17 protein-coding genes and 1 pseudogene are annotated in these 16917 nt (G+C 42.0%); 4 read left to right on the top strand and 14 right to left on the bottom strand.

Going from position 1 to position 16917, the window contains the following annotated elements; genetic code table 11:
- Nucleotides 1-76 precede the first annotated feature (76 nt).
- Nucleotides 77-1684, bottom strand: a complete 1608-nt coding sequence (locus DACSA_RS10365; RefSeq protein WP_015229714.1) for a 2-isopropylmalate synthase — start codon at nt 1682-1684, stop codon at nt 77-79.
- A 39-nt stretch (nt 1685-1723) separates the two neighbouring features.
- On the bottom strand, nt 1724-2239 hold the full coding sequence (locus DACSA_RS10360; protein ID WP_015229713.1) for a LabA-like NYN domain-containing protein: 516 nt from the start codon (nt 2237-2239) through the stop codon (nt 1724-1726).
- A gap of 578 nt (nt 2240-2817) precedes the next feature.
- On the opposite strand from DACSA_RS10360, the gene lnt reads away from it, so the two are divergent.
- Nucleotides 2818-4389 carry an apolipoprotein N-acyltransferase gene (lnt, locus tag DACSA_RS10355; RefSeq protein WP_015229712.1) on the top strand — a complete coding sequence of 524 codons (1572 nt, stop codon included), beginning with the start codon at nt 2818-2820 and terminating at the stop codon, nt 4387-4389.
- Nucleotides 4390-4463: 74 nt separating this feature from the next.
- Nucleotides 4464-4643 (top strand): annotated as a pseudogene (locus DACSA_RS22715) (ADP-ribosylglycohydrolase family protein); the annotation flags it as partial.
- Here DACSA_RS22715 and DACSA_RS10350 read toward each other — a convergent pair.
- A complete protein-coding gene (locus tag DACSA_RS10350; protein ID WP_015227921.1) occupies nt 4635-5633 on the bottom strand; it encodes an IS630 family transposase in 999 nt (332 codons plus the stop codon). The pseudogene DACSA_RS22715 and the gene DACSA_RS10350 sit on opposite strands and share 9 nt — an antisense overlap.
- Before the next feature lie 159 nt (nt 5634-5792).
- On the opposite strand from DACSA_RS10350, the gene DACSA_RS10345 reads away from it, so the two are divergent.
- Together DACSA_RS10345 and DACSA_RS10340 are read left to right on the top strand one after the other, a co-directional pair.
- Nucleotides 5793-6368, top strand: coding sequence for an ADP-ribosylglycohydrolase family protein (locus tag DACSA_RS10345; protein ID WP_232225056.1), 576 nt, complete (start codon nt 5793-5795; stop codon nt 6366-6368).
- A gap of 43 nt (nt 6369-6411) precedes the next feature.
- Nucleotides 6412-6732: a hypothetical protein gene (locus DACSA_RS10340; RefSeq protein WP_015229711.1), complete on the top strand. Its 321-nt coding sequence runs from the start codon at nt 6412-6414 to the stop codon at nt 6730-6732.
- 145 nt (nt 6733-6877) lie between these two features.
- On the opposite strand, the gene DACSA_RS10335 is transcribed toward DACSA_RS10340, so the two are convergent.
- The 11 genes from DACSA_RS10335 to psbB form a co-directional block, all read right to left on the bottom strand.
- Nucleotides 6878-8056 carry a glycoside hydrolase family 10 protein gene (locus tag DACSA_RS10335; RefSeq protein WP_083874408.1) on the bottom strand — a complete coding sequence of 393 codons (1179 nt, stop codon included), beginning with the start codon at nt 8054-8056 and terminating at the stop codon, nt 6878-6880.
- 81 nt (nt 8057-8137) lie between these two features.
- On the bottom strand, nt 8138-8305 hold the full coding sequence (locus tag DACSA_RS20645) for a hypothetical protein (protein WP_156800759.1): 168 nt from the start codon (nt 8303-8305) through the stop codon (nt 8138-8140).
- Nucleotides 8306-8308: 3 nt separating this feature from the next.
- Nucleotides 8309-8956, bottom strand: a complete 648-nt coding sequence (cbiM, locus tag DACSA_RS10330; protein ID WP_015229708.1) for a cobalt transporter CbiM — start codon at nt 8954-8956, stop codon at nt 8309-8311.
- Nucleotides 8956-9420 (bottom strand): carboxypeptidase-like regulatory domain-containing protein, encoded by a 465-nt coding sequence (locus DACSA_RS10325; RefSeq protein WP_015229707.1) that lies wholly within the window; start codon nt 9418-9420, stop codon nt 8956-8958. The genes cbiM and DACSA_RS10325 overlap by 1 nt, the downstream gene beginning before the upstream one ends.
- 28 nt (nt 9421-9448) lie before the next feature.
- The gene (locus DACSA_RS10320; protein WP_015229706.1) at nt 9449-10285 is read right to left on the bottom strand and encodes a hypothetical protein; all 837 of its coding nucleotides are present in this window, start codon (nt 10283-10285) and stop codon (nt 9449-9451) included.
- Between the two features lie 189 nt (nt 10286-10474).
- On the bottom strand, nt 10475-11725 hold the full coding sequence (metK, locus tag DACSA_RS10315; protein ID WP_015229705.1) for a methionine adenosyltransferase: 1251 nt from the start codon (nt 11723-11725) through the stop codon (nt 10475-10477).
- Nucleotides 11726-11949: 224 nt separating this feature from the next.
- On the bottom strand, nt 11950-12690 hold the full coding sequence (locus DACSA_RS10310) for an HAD family hydrolase (protein WP_041235435.1): 741 nt from the start codon (nt 12688-12690) through the stop codon (nt 11950-11952).
- 86 nt (nt 12691-12776) lie between these two features.
- Nucleotides 12777-13973 (bottom strand): 30S ribosomal protein S1, encoded by a 1197-nt coding sequence (locus DACSA_RS10305; RefSeq protein ID WP_015229703.1) that lies wholly within the window; start codon nt 13971-13973, stop codon nt 12777-12779.
- A 244-nt stretch (nt 13974-14217) separates the two neighbouring features.
- The gene (locus DACSA_RS19115) at nt 14218-14313 is read right to left on the bottom strand and encodes a photosystem II reaction center protein T (protein ID WP_015229702.1); all 96 of its coding nucleotides are present in this window, start codon (nt 14311-14313) and stop codon (nt 14218-14220) included.
- Between the two features lie 85 nt (nt 14314-14398).
- Nucleotides 14399-14755 (bottom strand): hypothetical protein, encoded by a 357-nt coding sequence (locus DACSA_RS10300; RefSeq protein ID WP_015229701.1) that lies wholly within the window; start codon nt 14753-14755, stop codon nt 14399-14401.
- A 116-nt stretch (nt 14756-14871) separates the two neighbouring features.
- Nucleotides 14872-16401, bottom strand: a complete 1530-nt coding sequence (gene psbB, locus DACSA_RS10295; protein ID WP_015229700.1) for a photosystem II chlorophyll-binding protein CP47 — start codon at nt 16399-16401, stop codon at nt 14872-14874.
- Between the last annotated feature and the right edge of the window lie 516 nt (nt 16402-16917).

Here is a 16917-nt window from a genome sequence, read left to right as displayed (position 1 = left end):
TAGACTCGTGTTGGGTTTCGCGTGGAGACGTTCCATGGAACGTCTCCACCCAACCTACTTTAGCCTCCAAGCCCCCTTACTGAGCAACTGTTGCGGTTTGGGGGTTTAATTTATTGCCTTCTTGTAAAGCGGCAGAAAGACGATTCAAGGCGTTAATATATGCTTGTGCGGAAGCGACAATGATGTCGGTATTAGCCGCATGACCAGAATAGACGTTTCCTTCGTGGCGGAGGCGAATGGTCACTTCTCCGATCGCGTCGATGCCTTCAGTTACGGATTTGACGGAATATTCAATTAATTCGTTGGGGACTTTCACCACCCGATTAATCGCCATGTAAACCGCATCTACTGGACCCGTTCCGATCGCCGCGTCGGTTAACTCATCACCGTTGGGAGTGCGAATTGTCACCGTTGCTGTCGGACGAGCATTGTCACCACAAGAAACTTGTACCAATTCTAAACCAAAGATCGTCGGGGCTTGTTGAGTTTCATCATTGACGATCGCTTCTAAATCCCAATCCGTGACGACTTTTTTCTTATCGGCTAAGTCTTTAAACCGCACAAATGCTTTATTTAATTCCGTTTCCGAGAGTTCATAGCCTAAATCTCGCAGCCGACTTCCGAAAGCATTGCGTCCAGAATGTTTTCCTAATACAATCTGGTTACTCGTCCAACCGATCGATTCTGCGTCCATGATCTCATAGGTTTGCTTGTTTTTCAGCACCCCATCTTGATGGATTCCAGATTCATGGGCGAAGGCATTCCCACCGACAACGGCTTTATTCGGTTGAATGATCATTCCAGTGAGATTAGAAACCAATCGCGAGGTTTTATAGATTTCTTTGGTGTTAATGTTGGTTAACGGTGCTTCTGATTCGGGTTCACGTCCGAAGAACGGATTGTAGAATTGACGACGCACATGAAGCGCCATCACTAACTCTTCTAACGCCGCATTGCCAGCCCGTTCCCCAATGCCGTTAATGGTACATTCTAACTGTCTCGCACCATTTTGGACTGCCGAGAGGAAGTTCGCCACTGCTAATCCTAAATCATTATGTCCATGAACTGAAATCACAGCTTCTTCGATATTGGGGACATTTGCTTTTAAGCCTCGAATCAAGCTCCCAAATTCTTCGGGAGTGGTGTAACCGACGGTATCAGGGAGATTGATGGTTTTCGCACCCGCAGCGATCGCGCTTTCTACAACTTGATATAAAAATTCTCGATCGGATCGCGTGGCATCTTCTGCGGAAAATTCGACATCTTCGGTGAAGGTTGTCGCATACCCGATCATTTTCGGGATTGTTTCTAACACCTGTTCCCGGGTTTTTCGTAACTTGTATTGGAGATGAATATCAGAAGTCGCAATAAAGGTGTGAATTCGTCCTTTGATGGCTGGTGCGATCGCTTCACCAGCGGCTTTAATATCATTTTCCGTCGCTCTGGCTAAAGCGCAAATCGTCGGGCCATCGGCTGTTCCCACCGTTTCTGCAATTGATTTTACTGCCTCAAAATCCCCAACACTAGAGTAGGGAAAACCAGCTTCAATTACATCTACTCCTAAACGGGACAAAGCGCGAGCAATGGTCAACTTTTCATCAGCGTTGAGAGTCGCGCCAGGGGACTGTTCACCATCGCGGAGGGTCGTATCAAATATTATAATTCGATCGGGTTGATTACTCATAAATTAATCACTTTTAAATACACCGTCTGATTTTCAATTCTAATCGATCTTTTCAATACTTTCTCTAATATCATTTAAGTCAATATAGCGATCGGTTGCGTTCCGTAATTCTCGCGCAATCATCCCTTCTGTGGAGACAACAGTAATGTGAGTATTTTTCGATCGCAAAAGCTCGATCGCCCGTTCAAAATCTCCATCACCGCTAAATAATATTACCCGATTGTATTGTTCAACCGTGTTAAACATATCAATCACAATCTCTATATCCAAATTAGCTTTTTGAGAATAACGTCCAGAAACATCATCATAATATTCCTTTAAAATTTTTGTCCGTACCGTATAACCTAAACTAATCAACGCATCTCTAAACCCTCTTTGATCTTGAGAATCTTTAAGCCCAGTGTACCAAAACGCATTCACAAAACTAACGCTAGGTTCATTAATAAAATAATCTAAAACTCGTCTTGGATCGAAAAACCAGCCATTTTTCTGTTGTGCATAAAACATATTATTTCCGTCCACAAAAATCGAGAGACGGTTCGAGTTACAATTCATAATAAAAATAGGAATTAACAATAAATAAAATTAAGTTTCGATCGAGGAAATCATCAACCGACTGAGGTTGCCCTAAAATAGGATTATTCAAGAAAAAGCCACAACCCTCCGTTTCCCAATTCTGCAACTAGGAGTGAGGAAAGCTAAGTTTTCAAAGAAAGCACTTTTTAGTTAATGGGCTGCTTTTTTAAGGAATCTAAATTGATTAAATATAAAATAAAAGTTAATAAAATTGTGTTAGTTAGCATTTATTAATAAGTAGCTGCTTGTTTTAAGCTTAAATGGATATGAGAATAAAATAATAAACGATTGACAAAAAATAAGAGATAATAGATAATTTAAGCAATAGAATCAATATTGGTTTTGATTTGTCATCTTTTCAATTTTATCAGTTCAATATCTACTAACGATTATAGCAAGGTGGTTAGTGTCCTTGTAGTGAATAAACCTTTATTATTTATAAATAAACTAAGTTTATCCCCCCTAACCCCCCGATGATCGGGGGGAAAAGAAGGGAAGTGGTATGTAGTACCAATTATTCACGCATGGTGTAAATTTTTCTAAAATCGGGTGGAACAATGTCGCTAAAAATCGATCAAAGACAAATCAGGAAAAGGTTTCTGAAGGGAAAAGCCAGTTTAGAGACGGTGAGTTGCTTGGGTGGCGGAATTTTAATGGGAATTACCTGTGATCCCGTTAATGCTTGGTTTCTCGCTTGGATCGCGCTGATTCCATTATGGCTTTCAGTGGTGCGACAAAAACCATCTTACTCGATCGTCCCAGGGGTGATGTTTTCGATCGGTTATTATGGAATCGCCTTATTTTGGATTACAGGAGTCCATCCAATGACATGGATGGGTGTACCTTGGTTAACCAGTCTTCTGATTGCGATTTTTTGTTGGGTTTTCCTGATCGTTTGGGGAAGTCTCCTCATTATTTTATGGTCATGGGGAATGTTTTATTTAAAGCGTTTTCTCCATCATCCTCTCTCGCGAGTGGTGGTTGGTGTGGCGTTGTGGTGTAGTTTAGAAACCATTCGCAGTTATACTCCCCTCCATTGGACAACGTTAGCGTTTACTCAAAGTCCCCACAATTTACCGATTCTACAATTCCTGTCGGTTTCAGGAACAACCACTGTCACTGCAATGATTGTCGCATTTAATGGCTTGATTGCAGCGTCTATCATGTTTCGTCGCCAGGAAAATCAGTTTTCGGTTAATCGGGGTTTCATACAAGGGGCGATCGCGCTATTGGTTAGTTTACATCTTGGCGGTTGGTTACTGTATTTACAACCCGTAGAAACGTCTCCCCAAGATGCGATTCGAGTGGGAATTATTCAGGGGAATGTTCCCAATGAGATTAAACTTTATCCCGAAGGATGGCGCAAAGCGATCGACGGTTACACTGAAGGATATATTAATCTGGCGAAAAATGGCGCAGAAGCAATTTTAACTCCAGAAACTGCGCTTCCGTTTCAGTGGAGACAACAAGTTAATCAACGTAGCGACTTCTATCAAGCAATTTTAGAGGAGAAAGTTCCAGTTTGGCTAGGTGCGTTTGGAAGGAAAGGATCGCGTTCTACTAATAGCTTATACAGTATCAATGGAGAAGGAGAAACCCTCAGTCGGTTTGATAAGGTGAAACTGGTTCCGTTGGGAGAGTATATCCCTTTGGAAGCATGGTTAGGAAAAATTATTAATCGTTTGTCTCCTCTTGATTCTCATTTGGCGAAAGGAGACGCTGATCAAACTTTTATGACTCCTTTTGGAAAAGCGATCGTTGGCATTTGCTATGAATCCGCTTATGGAGAACATTTCCGCCGTCAAGCCGCCGCAGGAGGGACATTTATCCTGAGTGCGTCTAATGATGCTCATTATAGCGAGACTATGCCCGCACAACATCACGCTCAGGATATCATGCGCGCGATCGAAACGCATCGATCGATGGTTCGTGCGACGAATACGGGTTATTCTGCTATTGTTGATCCGCGTGGGAATACGCTTTGGTTATCAGAAATGAATCAGTATGAAACCCACATCGGAACAATTTATAAACAGCAAAATCAAACGTTATATGTTCGTTGGGGAAACTGGTTGAATTGGATATTAATTGGTTTCGGAGGTGGAGTTATTTTGATTAGAAGAAATTAGCCCCTCGCCCCATTTTTTGATCAGATATTCAATTATTTGTAGCAACAATTAGGTAAAAAATTGAGATTAGAATTATGTTAGGTGCAATTGCAGGAGATATAATTGGCTCTATTTATGAGTCTCCTTTAAACAACATAAGAAGGAAAGATTTTCCCTTATTTAAGCCCCACAGTCATTTTACCGATGATACAGTTTTGACGATCGCGATCGCGGACGCATTATTAAATAATAAAAGTTATAAGCACCTATGCAAAATGAATTGCATACTCAGCTCCAAAATTATCCAACACTTTTTCTAGGTATTTAATAAGATTCTTCCAACTGTCGTAAGCTGAAACTTCAATCCACTCATATTTGATAAATCTCCAGAGAATTTCGATTAAGTTATATTTAGGAGAATAAGGGGGTAACCAGAAAATTTCCAATTTTTTTGCTCTCCATTCTTCCAGTTTTTCTACAAATTCATCGCTCGTGTGAATTGATGCTTGATCGAGAACTACTACGGTAACTTTCGTTAAGTTTTCACTAATTTTATCTAAAAACTTAATAACGGTATCACTTTTAATTGTCCCTTGATATATTTCGTAATCTAAATGATAATCACAATCCATTAACCCCAAGACACTTATTCTCTTACTTTGACAGCTTTTCAAAGTTATTCTTTCTCCTTTCTCCTGCCACGCATAGGGAACATCAGGCTTGAGAGAAAATCCACTTTCATCTAAGTATTTGATTGCAATATCTCCTTTTTGAGCTTGCTTTTTTAATTCTTCCAACCGAGGTAGTTTTACCTCTAATTCCCATTCATATGGGCTTTTACTGATTCCTCTCTTCATCCTTTTCCAGAGCATATTCAACTTCTTTATAATTCTTTTTATCGTATCTTTACTAATCTCAATCCCCCATTCTTTTTGAATTTTATTTTGAACTTGATTGAGAGACTTTGGATTTTCCTTTACCCAAGTTTTGACTTGTTCTTTTTGCTCTTGACTTAATTTGGGTTTTCTCCCCACACCTTTTTGATTATATAGGCCCTTAAGATTTTGATCTTCCCATCGCGTTAACCAGTTATATATGGTTTTTCGATCGACGTTAAAGATTACCTTTAACTGGTCAATTGTAAATTTCTGGGAACTCAACAAAATACATTTAGCCCGATTTCTTACTTGAAGGGATTTACTTTGACAACTAATTCTTGTAAGAAGGCTCTGTGTTTCTGGATTTAAGTCTCTAATAAATCTCATAATTTTCGATCGAGGCAACCCCAATTTGCTAAAATGCACTAAGCGCAATCTATTTTACTTGGTCTCTTTAATCCTACATAAATTATACTATATTAGGAAATTCATTTTGCCTAACTGCTTACTGAGCAATTAAAAACTTATTATCGTCGTTATCCTAACGTGGGTTATGGAGGAAACTTTAAACGTTGGGCGGCTTCTAATCAAACCAAACCTTATTATAGTTATGGTAATGGTTCTGCGATGCGAGTGAGTTCGGTTGCGTATTGGTTTAATGATTTAGAAACAGTGGAAAAAGAAGCATTAAAAACGGCGGCGGTGACTCATAATCATCCTGAAGGAATTAAAGGCGCACAGGCGATCGCAACGGCTATTTTTTTAGCTCGATCGGGTTATAATAAGGATCAAATCAAGGCAGAAATGGAAGATACATTTGCATATAATTTTAATTCTACTGTCTCTGAGTTACAAAGAAGTTATGCTTTTGATGTTTCCTGTCAGGGTTCAGTTCCTCAAGCGATTATTTGTTTTTTAGAAGCAACAGATTTTGAAGATGCGATCCGTAATGCCATTTCGATCGGAGGAGATAGTGATACCATTGCTTGTATGACAGGCGGAATCGCGGAAGCATTTTATCAAGAAATTCCACATCCAATTCTCCGAGAAGTTTCCTCACGATTGGATGATCATTTCATCGGAATTGTTCAAGATTTTAAGGCGAAATATGAGGAAATATGAAAAAATTACTGATATCGTAGTCTCAAAGAAGAGGAAGCCTAAAATGGAAATGCAAGAGTATGATTTTACACTAAAATTTAAGCTACAAGAAACCCATACTGATCCCAATGATTATGTAGAAGCATTAGAGAGAGAGGGATGCGATGATGCTTTAGTGGGAGTGGGTAGTAAAGGAAAAATTGGACTCAACTTTATTCGATTTGCTTCTTCTGAATATCAAGCCATTTATAGCGCAATTCGTGATGTAAAAAAAGCGATTCCCAACGCAATTCTAACTGAAGTAATGCCATTTTCAAGAATTGGTGCTACACACCATCCCATTATTCCCCCCTTTCAAAGGGGGGTTAGGGGGGATATACTGTAACCTAACTTTATAAATTTGAGAATTACTGGTAACTGATCACTGGTTGGTGTTGGGTTTCGTTTCTCTACACCCAACCTACGTTTTTTGTCTGATGTTGGGTTTCGTTTCTCTACACCCAACCTACTTTTGAGCATGGATTGACAGTTTATTTAGTATGACGATCGGGTTTTTGATCAGTTTTTTGAGATAAATTATTTCTCATTTCCACCCGACTGGCGGGAAAAGAAAAGAGATTATAAAGTGCTTTTTCTCGTTCGATCGGCGGTTTTTCCGCCCAATGCCAAAGACTTTCATAGAAGAAGAAAGAAACGCCATTAAAGCCTCGATCGCGCACGGTTTGCACTTGTTTTTCAATCATTTCGATCGGGGTAGGACGATTTTTTAAACCACTTAAAATCCCGATCGCAACGGGAATATGAGAATTAGCTAACTGGACTTCTGTTCGTTTCAATTCATCCACAAATCGTTCTAAATCGGGACGATAAACTTGTAAAACTAATTCCTCAATATAACCTTTTCTCTCCCAAGTAAACCAGTCTTGTAAATGTGCTGGTAAAGAAAAATGGAGAGGATTAGGAGAAACCGAAATTAAACAATCTGGATTTGCTGCTTTTACGGTATGAAAAACTCTCCCCATAAACTCATTTAATTGATCCGCACGCCAACGCACCCAAAAGCTATCTCGCGCCTCATCGGGAGGATTTAAGTTAATATCTTGTCGATACAAACTGCTTGTATAGTCATCATAACCAAAAGCCACAGGTAAACCAAAATGATCATCAAACTGAATTCCATCGACATCATAATTAGAAACAATTTCTGTAACTAAATCTAAAATAAATTGTTGTACTTCGGGATGAAATGGATTTAACCAAACCACTTCATCTTCTCCTTTAATCTCAATTTGTGTTCCATCTCGACGTTCCGTTAACCAGTCTGGATGTTGTTTGACTAAAGAAGAATCCACTGGCATCATAAAGCCAAATTCAAACCAAGCCATCACTGTCATTCCTAACTGATGTCCTTTATTGATGGTTTCTTCTAACATATCTCGTCCTTTTAAACGAGAGTCGGGATAAATTTTTTCTCCATAAACCGTTTCTGCGACTTCACTGGGATAAAGAGAATAACCCCCTTGCCAAACGGTGGGATAAATTGTATTAAAATTAATTCGATTTAAACGTTCGATCGCGCTATCAATGCCTTGTTTTGAGAAGAGAATCTCACTATCAATATTAGTCAACCAAACGCCACGAATTTCTTTTTGATTCGGTAAAGAATAACTATTGGTCACGCTTTGTAAGGCAAAGATGACACTGATCATCACTGCTAAAAATATAGTTAATTTCTGTTGTCTTTTCAATTTTCTATACCATTGTATTATAGAGAAATTCGCTTTTACTAATTAAGTTTGAGGGGACAAGGGGGACAAGGGAGACAAGGGAGACAAGGGAGCGATTTTTCTTCCCCATCTTCCCCATCTTCCCCATCTTCCCCATCTTCCCCATCTCCCCCCATCTCCCCCATCTCCCCCCATCTCCCCCATCTTCCCCATCTCCCCCATCTTCCCCATCGATTAATTATCAATTGTTAATTTTAGGATTTCTGGCTTCACCCGTTGGAAAAAAGAAATTAAAAGCGTGGTAAATACTCCTTCCGCCACAGCTTGTAAAGCATAACTCCCTAAACCAATATAAATCGCTTTGCGTTCTAATTCCGCACTAATTTCGACGGGAATCGTTGTGACGACTAAAGCGGCAAACATCAACGCTGATAAAGCTAACGCCCCCGCACCCGCAATAAAAGCAAATACAGGAATCCAATACGCTGGCTTACGAAAAGACTTGTGAAACTGGAAAACCTGAAACGCCAATAAAGCGGGAAGTCCCATCATCGCAGCATTTACGCCAAGAGAGGAAATTCCCCCATGTTGGAATAAAACCGCCTGAAAAAATAATCCGATGAGAATCGCAGGAAACGCAAAGTAACCTAAAACGACTCCCACTAAACCATTCAAAATTAAATGGATACTGGTGGGAGGAATCGGGATGTTAATTAAGGAAATCACAAAAAAGCCTGCTGTGAGCAGGGAAGCGCGGGGAATTTCCTCGCTGGGTTCATGGTAACGATCGATTTGTCTTAAAGCATACCAAGTTAAGCCCCCAGTCACCGCATAACCACCAATGGTTAAAGCTGGGGGAAGAATACCGTCTGGAATGTGCATTATTTGTTTTTCGGTTGACGACGAGCGAAGAAAAGGGCTGTTCCCACAAACCCCCAAACCCCTAAAGCGATCATGACGACTTTCTGTTGGAGGCTATAATCTCCTCCTTCCCAGCCACCAGTTGCTTGTGCTTGCTCTGGGGCGTTGTTAACGGGAATACTAACAATGTCCCCATGTCCAGATTGACGGACTCTCACATCCCAACTACCACTTTCCACTTCGGAAGAAGGAACAAAGGTAAATGTTCCGTCTTCGGTGGTTGTTCCTTTTAAGAAAGGTTCAGTGGGGTTATCGGGTGCATAGACCACAACTTGAGCATTGGACATGGGGTCGCCACCGTCATAAGTGGCTCGGATTTCAATGGCGTTTGTTTTCCGATGCTCGATCGATGCGCCATGGGCAAAAACGGGAGTCGCACCGAGGAGAGTAACTGCTAAAGAGAGAAAAAATGGTAAGCGCATCATAACTTTTTTATTTACTGATCAATTCCGATTAAGTGGCTGTTTCCTCGCAATGTCCTTCTCCCACGTGACCTAAACTTTTGATTGCTTTTTCTAAGGTTTGATATTCTTGGTCAGAAAGTTCTTGTTGGAGGGTATTGAGGTCAGCATTTAGAGTCCCATTACTGGCAAGTTCTGCCATTGGTTCAAATCCCACCGCACCCGTATTAATTGCGTCATCCATGGGCGCTTCTGCGTCCCCGAAAATATGGTCAAAATGGAAGGTGGTTTCTAGTTGGGTTTTGCTATCGGGTTCTAAAAATCCTTTTCTTACATCCCCGACATATTCTCCGCATTTATAAGCAAGCTGTCGATCGAGGTTGAGGGTAAAATCAATGGTTTCTCCGTCTTTTTGGGCTGTTCCTTGTAGCACGATCGCGCTGTTGGTTTCTCCTGCTTCTGGACTAATTACTTTCCACTCGATCGCATTATAAGCCCCAGCCGCTCCTGATTTTTCAGTTACGCTAATCAAATCAGCATTTTCTCCCCCTTTTGCGAGATCAAGCGTCATTGGTTCACTCACCAAAGTCACTTCCTGAGTCGCTTTAATTTCTTCATCTTCATCAGGATTAAAAGCAGGATCACTTTGATAGGCTTTCACGTCACTTAAGGTGACATAAACATGATCAAAATCAATTCTCCAGCCATCTTTAGCAACAAAACCTTGCCTAACAAAATCCTCACCATTTGCTACTAGGGAAATTGTCCCTGAGCCAGTGGATTCATTGTTCGTATTATCCGCACCGCCATCGGTGTTTTGCCCACACCCAAAAGCCAATAAAGACAGTCCAACGGAAAAAGAAGTTAATAGTGTCTGTTTCTTCACCACAATTGTTCCTGATTACTTGATTTCATTCTCTAGCTTCTTCGCTTTTTCCCTTAATTTCAATACCCCCCTAGGGGATATGATTTTTTGACTTCTTTATTTTTAATCTTAATTCCCTAAAAATCACATAAAAAAACCCCTCTCCCCGAAAGAGAGAAGGGTGAAAAATGAATGAGATTAAACTAATCTAATCTACACGGCTGCAGCCGCTTTGAGAGCTTCTTTCAACGTCTCAACTTTATCGGTGCGTTCCCAAGGCAAATCAAGGTCAGGTCGTCCGAAGTGACCATAGGCTGCGGTATCTTGATAGAAGCGTCCGCCACGTTGTTTCGGGAGAGATTGTAAATCGAACGCTTGGATAATACCAGCAGGGCGAAGTTCAAAGTTTTCGCGAATCACTTCGAGAAGTTTATCTTCATCAACTTTACCAGTGCCAAAGGTATCAACGAAAACGCTGGTGGGACGAGCTACCCCAATGGCGTAGCTGAGTTGAACTTCACATTTTTCTGCTAAACCAGCAGCAACGATGTTTTTCGCCACATAACGAGTTGCATAAGCTGCGCTACGGTCAACTTTTGTTGGGTCTTTACCAGAGAAAGCACCGCCACCATGACGAGAATAACCGCCATAGGTATCAACAATAATTTTCCGTCCCGTTAAACCTGCGTCACCTTGAGGACCACCGACAACAAATTTACCAGTGGGGTTCATTAAATACTTGGTATCAGCATCGGGTTTGATGTCGATATCTTCAAAAATGGGGAGAACCACTTTTTCCCAGAGATCAGCTTTAATTTTGTCGTGAACCGCTTTCTCTTCGGTGCTTCCACCGACTTCTGCGTCATGTTGGGTGGAAAGTAAAATCGTGTCGATACGAACGGGTTTACCATTTTCGTAAGCAACACTGACTTGGCTTTTGCCATCAGGACGAAGATAGTTTAATGTTCCGTCTTTACGGACTTTTGCCAGTTGACGGGTAAGACGGTGAGATAAACTGATCGGTAATGGCATTAATTCTGGGGTTTCGTTGCAAGCAAACCCAAACATTAAACCTTGATCACCGGCCCCAATTTGGTCTAATTCATCATCGCTGAGGTCACGGCTTTCTTGTGCGCTGGTAACACCTTGAGAAATATCTGGAGATTGTTCATCAAGCGCAACTAATACCGCACAGCTATCAGCAGAGAAGCCATTGTCAGCGTCGGTATAACCAATTTCTTTGATTTTGTCGCGAACTAGGTTCACAAAGTTGACTTGGGTTTTGGAGGTAATTTCCCCTGTCACCAAAACTAATCCAGTATTGACGACGACTTCAGCAGCAACACGACTTTTATCGTCTTCTGCGAGTAATGCGTCGAGAATTGTATCGGAAATTTGGTCACACACCTTATCAGGATGACCTTCTGTTACCGATTCTGAACTGAAAATATATTTACTAGACAAGTTAGTTTTTCCTCCTAATCGTGTGTTTCACTTGTTTCTGAGCAACCTCTATGGACGGACAAGGTTAAATTGACGTTTCCGTTATACAGGTTACTGCTTGGGGATGTATAATCTGTTTTACTTCCCTGTCGTTCATAGTCACTATATCAGATAGCTGGCAATGCGTCATAATTCTCATGGAATTGATGTTGGGTGAGATTGCTTTTCCTCCCATCAACAAGGGATTAGGAAATTTTTAATTCGTCTAGCTGCCCGATCGTGCAATCTGCTTCTTTTAAATCACTCGCTGCTGCATTTTCCCAACAAATCCCGATCGCGCCGCCACATCCTGCTTGTTTTGCCATTTGGATGTCTCCTGGAGCATCTCCCACCATGAGCGTTTTTCTTGGTTCAATTTGCAACTGTTCACAAGTTCGTAAATATAATCGCGGATCAGGTTTCTGTAATCCCTCTGGTGTCACGCCTTGGGCGAATTGAAAATAAGGGGAAAGTTCGTGGCGATCGATAAATGCTTCTACGCTGGCTTGAGTATCCGCCGAAAGAATCGCTAATTTCAATCCTACTTCTGACAACCGTTGTAATTGTTCTAGACACCCTGAAAATAAGGGAGAAGTCTTTGCATCACTGGTAAAATGTGCGTCTGCTTCGGTAAAAGCTGCCTGCGCGATCGCGATCGACTCCAACCAACCGCGACCCGTTTCCGCCACATAAGCAGCAGCTGCGATTTCATTTTCATAGCGACTTCCCACCGCCATCAACCCCACTGGGTTGAGATCATCTTGTTCAATCCCAAACGCCATCAGTAAAGGATCACCGACTCCCGGAATTTTTGCATCTAGCAAACGAGCGCGTTTTTGTCCTAATTCTCGTAAAAATTGCTCAGAATCAGCTAATGTACCATCTTTATCAAAGACAATCCCTTCAATCTCATTAAATTGTTTACCCTGACAATCAATTGTCACCAATTTTTTACCTCTAAAATTTGTCTCAAAATTGTTCTCAAAAAAAAAGAGGGCGACCCCTCTCTTTTTAATTTTGTCATGGTTTGAACTTACTCATTACTTGCAGAAACAATTTCCTCTTCCTCAGTGTTTGTTTCTTCTGAAGAAGGTTCAGTTGCTTCTGTCACTGTTTCTTCTGGCGTTTCCTCAGTAACAGTAGTTTCTTCCGTTGTTGTTGCTACTGCTTCAGTTTCAGTTTCGGTTTCTGTAGCGGTAACATTGGTTTGTTCAGACTCCACCGTTTCGGAAGGAACTTCTGCTTTTTCCTGTTCACCAGGACGCTTACCAATGGGACCAAACTCTTCGTTCAGTTTCGCATCTATTTCTTCACTCGCCAATCCTTGAGTTTGATATTGCAACTTACGACGGAAGCGTTGCGCCATTTTATCCGCTTGCTCAAACACCGATTCTCGATCGTTCAACATCGCACCAGCAATGGGTTCTAACTGTTTAGTCGAGAGAGAAATCCGTCCCCGTTCCGCATCCAAATCAATGATCATCACCTTCAATTCATCATTGATATCAAACACACTGCTTGGCGTATCAATATGGTCGTGAGAAATTTCTGAAATGTGAAGCAGTCCACTGACACCGCCAATATCAATAAACGCACCATAAGGCTTGATTCCGCGCACTGAACCAATCACCACTTCTCCCACTTTTAAGCCACTCATCTTCCGTTCCACTAAGGCGCGTCGGTGGCTGAGAACTAAGCGATTACGTTCTTCATCGACTTCTAAGAATTTTAGCGGTAAATCTTGCGCCACTAAATCTTCTTTTGGTTGACGAGTGCTAATATGAGAGCCAGGGATAAACCCTCTCAGCCCCTCAATCCGCACTAAAGCACCACCGCGATTGGTCGCGAATACCCCTGAGCGCACGGTTGCATCTTCTGCTTGTAATTGACGCACTCGTTCCCAAGCTCGCATATATTCAATGCGTCGAATGGATAGGGTTAATTGACCGTCTTCGTTTTCGTCAGTCAGAATAAAAAATTCTCGTGTTTCTTCCGGTTGAAGGACTTCCCCTGGTTCTTCCACACGATTAATTGACATTTCTTGAATGGGGATATAAGCTGCAGTTTTCGCCCCAATATCAATCAATGCGCCACGAGGTTCAACGCTGAACACAATACCAGGGACAATATCCCCTGGATTAAAGTGGTAATCGTATTCGTCTAAAAGAGCGGCAAAATCCTCGTGAGTAAAACCAATGTCTCGATTCGATGTTACGTTCTGACTGACCATGTGTGTTTCAATTCCTATGTTTTGATCTCCGTTATGTTGATAGTTGTTCCTCAAATCAGATTTCTACTTACGTTTATTGAGTAAAAATATGGTACAAACATTCTATTATAACTTAGTTTGTTTTTAATTTTAGTTGATCGATGGCGATAATGACGACAAAATTAGAACCATCCCGTTACCCCTTGACAAAAGCAGGGATAACAGAAAGATGGCTCAATTGTTGTATTCAGTGTGACAAGTTCAACTATTTGTTAATACGGGGAGGTTCACGAAATGCGATCGCGAAGAATAAAACACCGATTCCGCAAGCTAAGATGAGTATATATGCTACAGCTTCCATGATTTTAATAAAGTTCCTAATCCCTTCATCTAACAGTTTACCAGCAAAAATGAAAATTGTTAGCGGGGGAGGATTTTAAGTCGAACTATTCGGCGGTGTCACGGTTCAGTTTAGCAATCTCTTCAACGGAAAGTTCGGTTAATTCAGCAATTTGATTGATTTCCATTCCTTGACGAAAGAGTTTTTGTGCAATTTCCCGTTGCGCGATCGTCTTTCCATGCTGTTCCGCTTCTTGTTGCAATTGTTCTTTTTTTTGCTGGTAAAGAGGGGCAAGTCGCATAATTAATTCTCTCTCCTCTAGTTCGAGTTCCTCTTTTAATTCTAGATTCTCCCTGAGTGTATAAAGCAATTCTAGGGCAACTTGGCGAAATGGATTTTCTTCTGTGAGATTTTCTAATTCGTCAATGGCTTCTCTTTGTACTCTATCTCGTCCTAATACCAATTTAAAAAGTAGATATTACATCTTGTAGGGTGGGCAATGCCCACCCTACTACTTCTACTAAAAATCGCCCGAGGAAACCTCGGACGACTAAATCTAGATTTTACTTTCAGATTAAATTAAGCGCGGTTAGGGTTACGAGTCGATTTATCACCAACTTTCTGGAATGCACCCCATTCCACTTGTTCTTCTAAATCGGCTTCCACACCAGCGAAAACATCGCGGTAGAGAGTCCGAGAACCATGCCAAATATGACCAAAGAAGAACAGTAACGCAAACACAGCGTGACCGAAGGTAAACCATCCCCGAGGACTGGTACGGAAGACCCCATCAGAGCCAAGAGTCGCGCGATCGAACTCAAAGACTTCTCCGAGTTGAGCTTTCCGAGCATACTTCTTAACTTTTGAGGCATTTTCAAAGGTTTGACCATCTAAAGCACCGCCAAAGAAGGTAACATCAACCCCCATTTGTTCGATACTATATTTCGATTCGGCACGACGGAAAGGAATATCCGCACGAACAACGCCATTTTTGTCTTCTAAAACGACGGGGAAGGTTTCAAAGAAGTTAGGAAGACGACGAACGGCTAATTCTCGACCTTCTGCATCCTTAAAGACGGGATGTCCTAACCAGGCTTGCGCTAGACCATCACCTTGGTTCATGGGACCGACACGGAATAAACCACCTTTGGAAGGGTTATTTCCCACATAGTCGTAGAACGCAAGTTTTTCAGGAATTTTAGACCAAGCCTCAGAGCGGCTATATCCATCCGCCATGTAGCTATTGACGCGGCGATCGATCTCCTCTTGGAAGTAGCCCTGATCCCATTGATAACGAGTGGGACCAAATAGCTCGATCGGGGTAGTTGCGCTACCATACCACATTGTTCCTGCAACAACGAACGCAGCAAAGAAGACCGCAGCGATACTGCTAGAGAGGACGGTTTCAATATTCCCCATCCGTAACGCACGGTAAAGTCTTTGTGGGGGACGCACCGCCAAGTGGAAAATTCCCGCGATAATGCCCACAATTCCAGCTGCGATGTGGTGAGCGACGACACCACCAGCGTTAAACGGGTTAAACCCAGCCGGACCCCATTCGGGAGCAACTGGTTGCACATGACCCGTTAAACCGTAGGGATCGGACACCCACATCCCCGGACCGAATAAACCCGTGAGGTGGAAAGCACCAAACCCAAAACAGAGTAATCCCGATAAGAATAAGTGAATCCCAAACATTTTGGGAAGATCAAGCGCGGGTTCGCCCGTGCGAGGGTCATAGAATAAATCTAAATCCCAATAAACCCAGTGCCAGCAAGCGGCTAAAAAGAGTAATCCCGAGAGGATAATGTGCGCGATCGCAACCCCTTCAAAAGACCAAATGCCTGGGTCAATTGCGGTTTCCCCAGTGACACTCCAGCCACCCCAAGATTCCGTCACCCCTAAACGGGTCATAAAAGGCAACACGAACATTCCTTGTCGCCACATCGGATTTAATACAGGGTCACTGGGATCAAATGTTGCTAATTCAAACAACGCCATTGATCCCGCCCAACCTGCGACTAATGCGGTGTGCATTAGGTGAACAGAAATCAAACGTCCTGGGTCGTTTAAAACCACTGTGTGAACTCGATACCAAGGTAGTCCCATAGACTACGCTCCTCCTTTAATAAATGAGAACCAACGTTTACAAAAATTTTACATCATTCTTTTTTTTTGATACCGAACCTGTTTCGAGGGAGAAAACAGTACGAATTCGCTCTCGTTCTTATTAACAAGTTCTGAAAACAAATTAAAGATATTTTACAAAGTGTAACTTTTGTTAGAGGAACTTGGCAAGAATCAGGGTTAAACCTTAATCAAGCAGGAGTTACGCACTTGCCCCCTAATATCAGGTTCGCTCAATCAATGATAAAAAGTAGGTTGGGTGTAGCGAAGCGAAACCCAACACCAATTATAAACAATTACCCGAACCTGATATAAATCCCCCAAGTCTGGGGGACTTGCCCCCTAAATCCCCCAAGTCTGGGGGACTTGCCCCCTAAATCCCCCAAGTCTGGGGGACTTGCCCCCTAAATCCCCCAAGTCTGGGGGACTTTACCAGTGAGTTTCCTCTATATTGAGGCGGTTGGGGGGCGCAATTCATTCAACTGTGTAACAATCGAG

The sequence above is a fragment of the Dactylococcopsis salina PCC 8305 genome (assembly GCF_000317615.1).
In the GTDB taxonomy this organism is placed as follows: domain Bacteria; phylum Cyanobacteriota; class Cyanobacteriia; order Cyanobacteriales; family Rubidibacteraceae; genus Halothece; species Halothece salina.
Note: the sequence above shows the minus strand (reverse complement) of the source record. Positions and strands in the feature narration are given on the sequence as shown.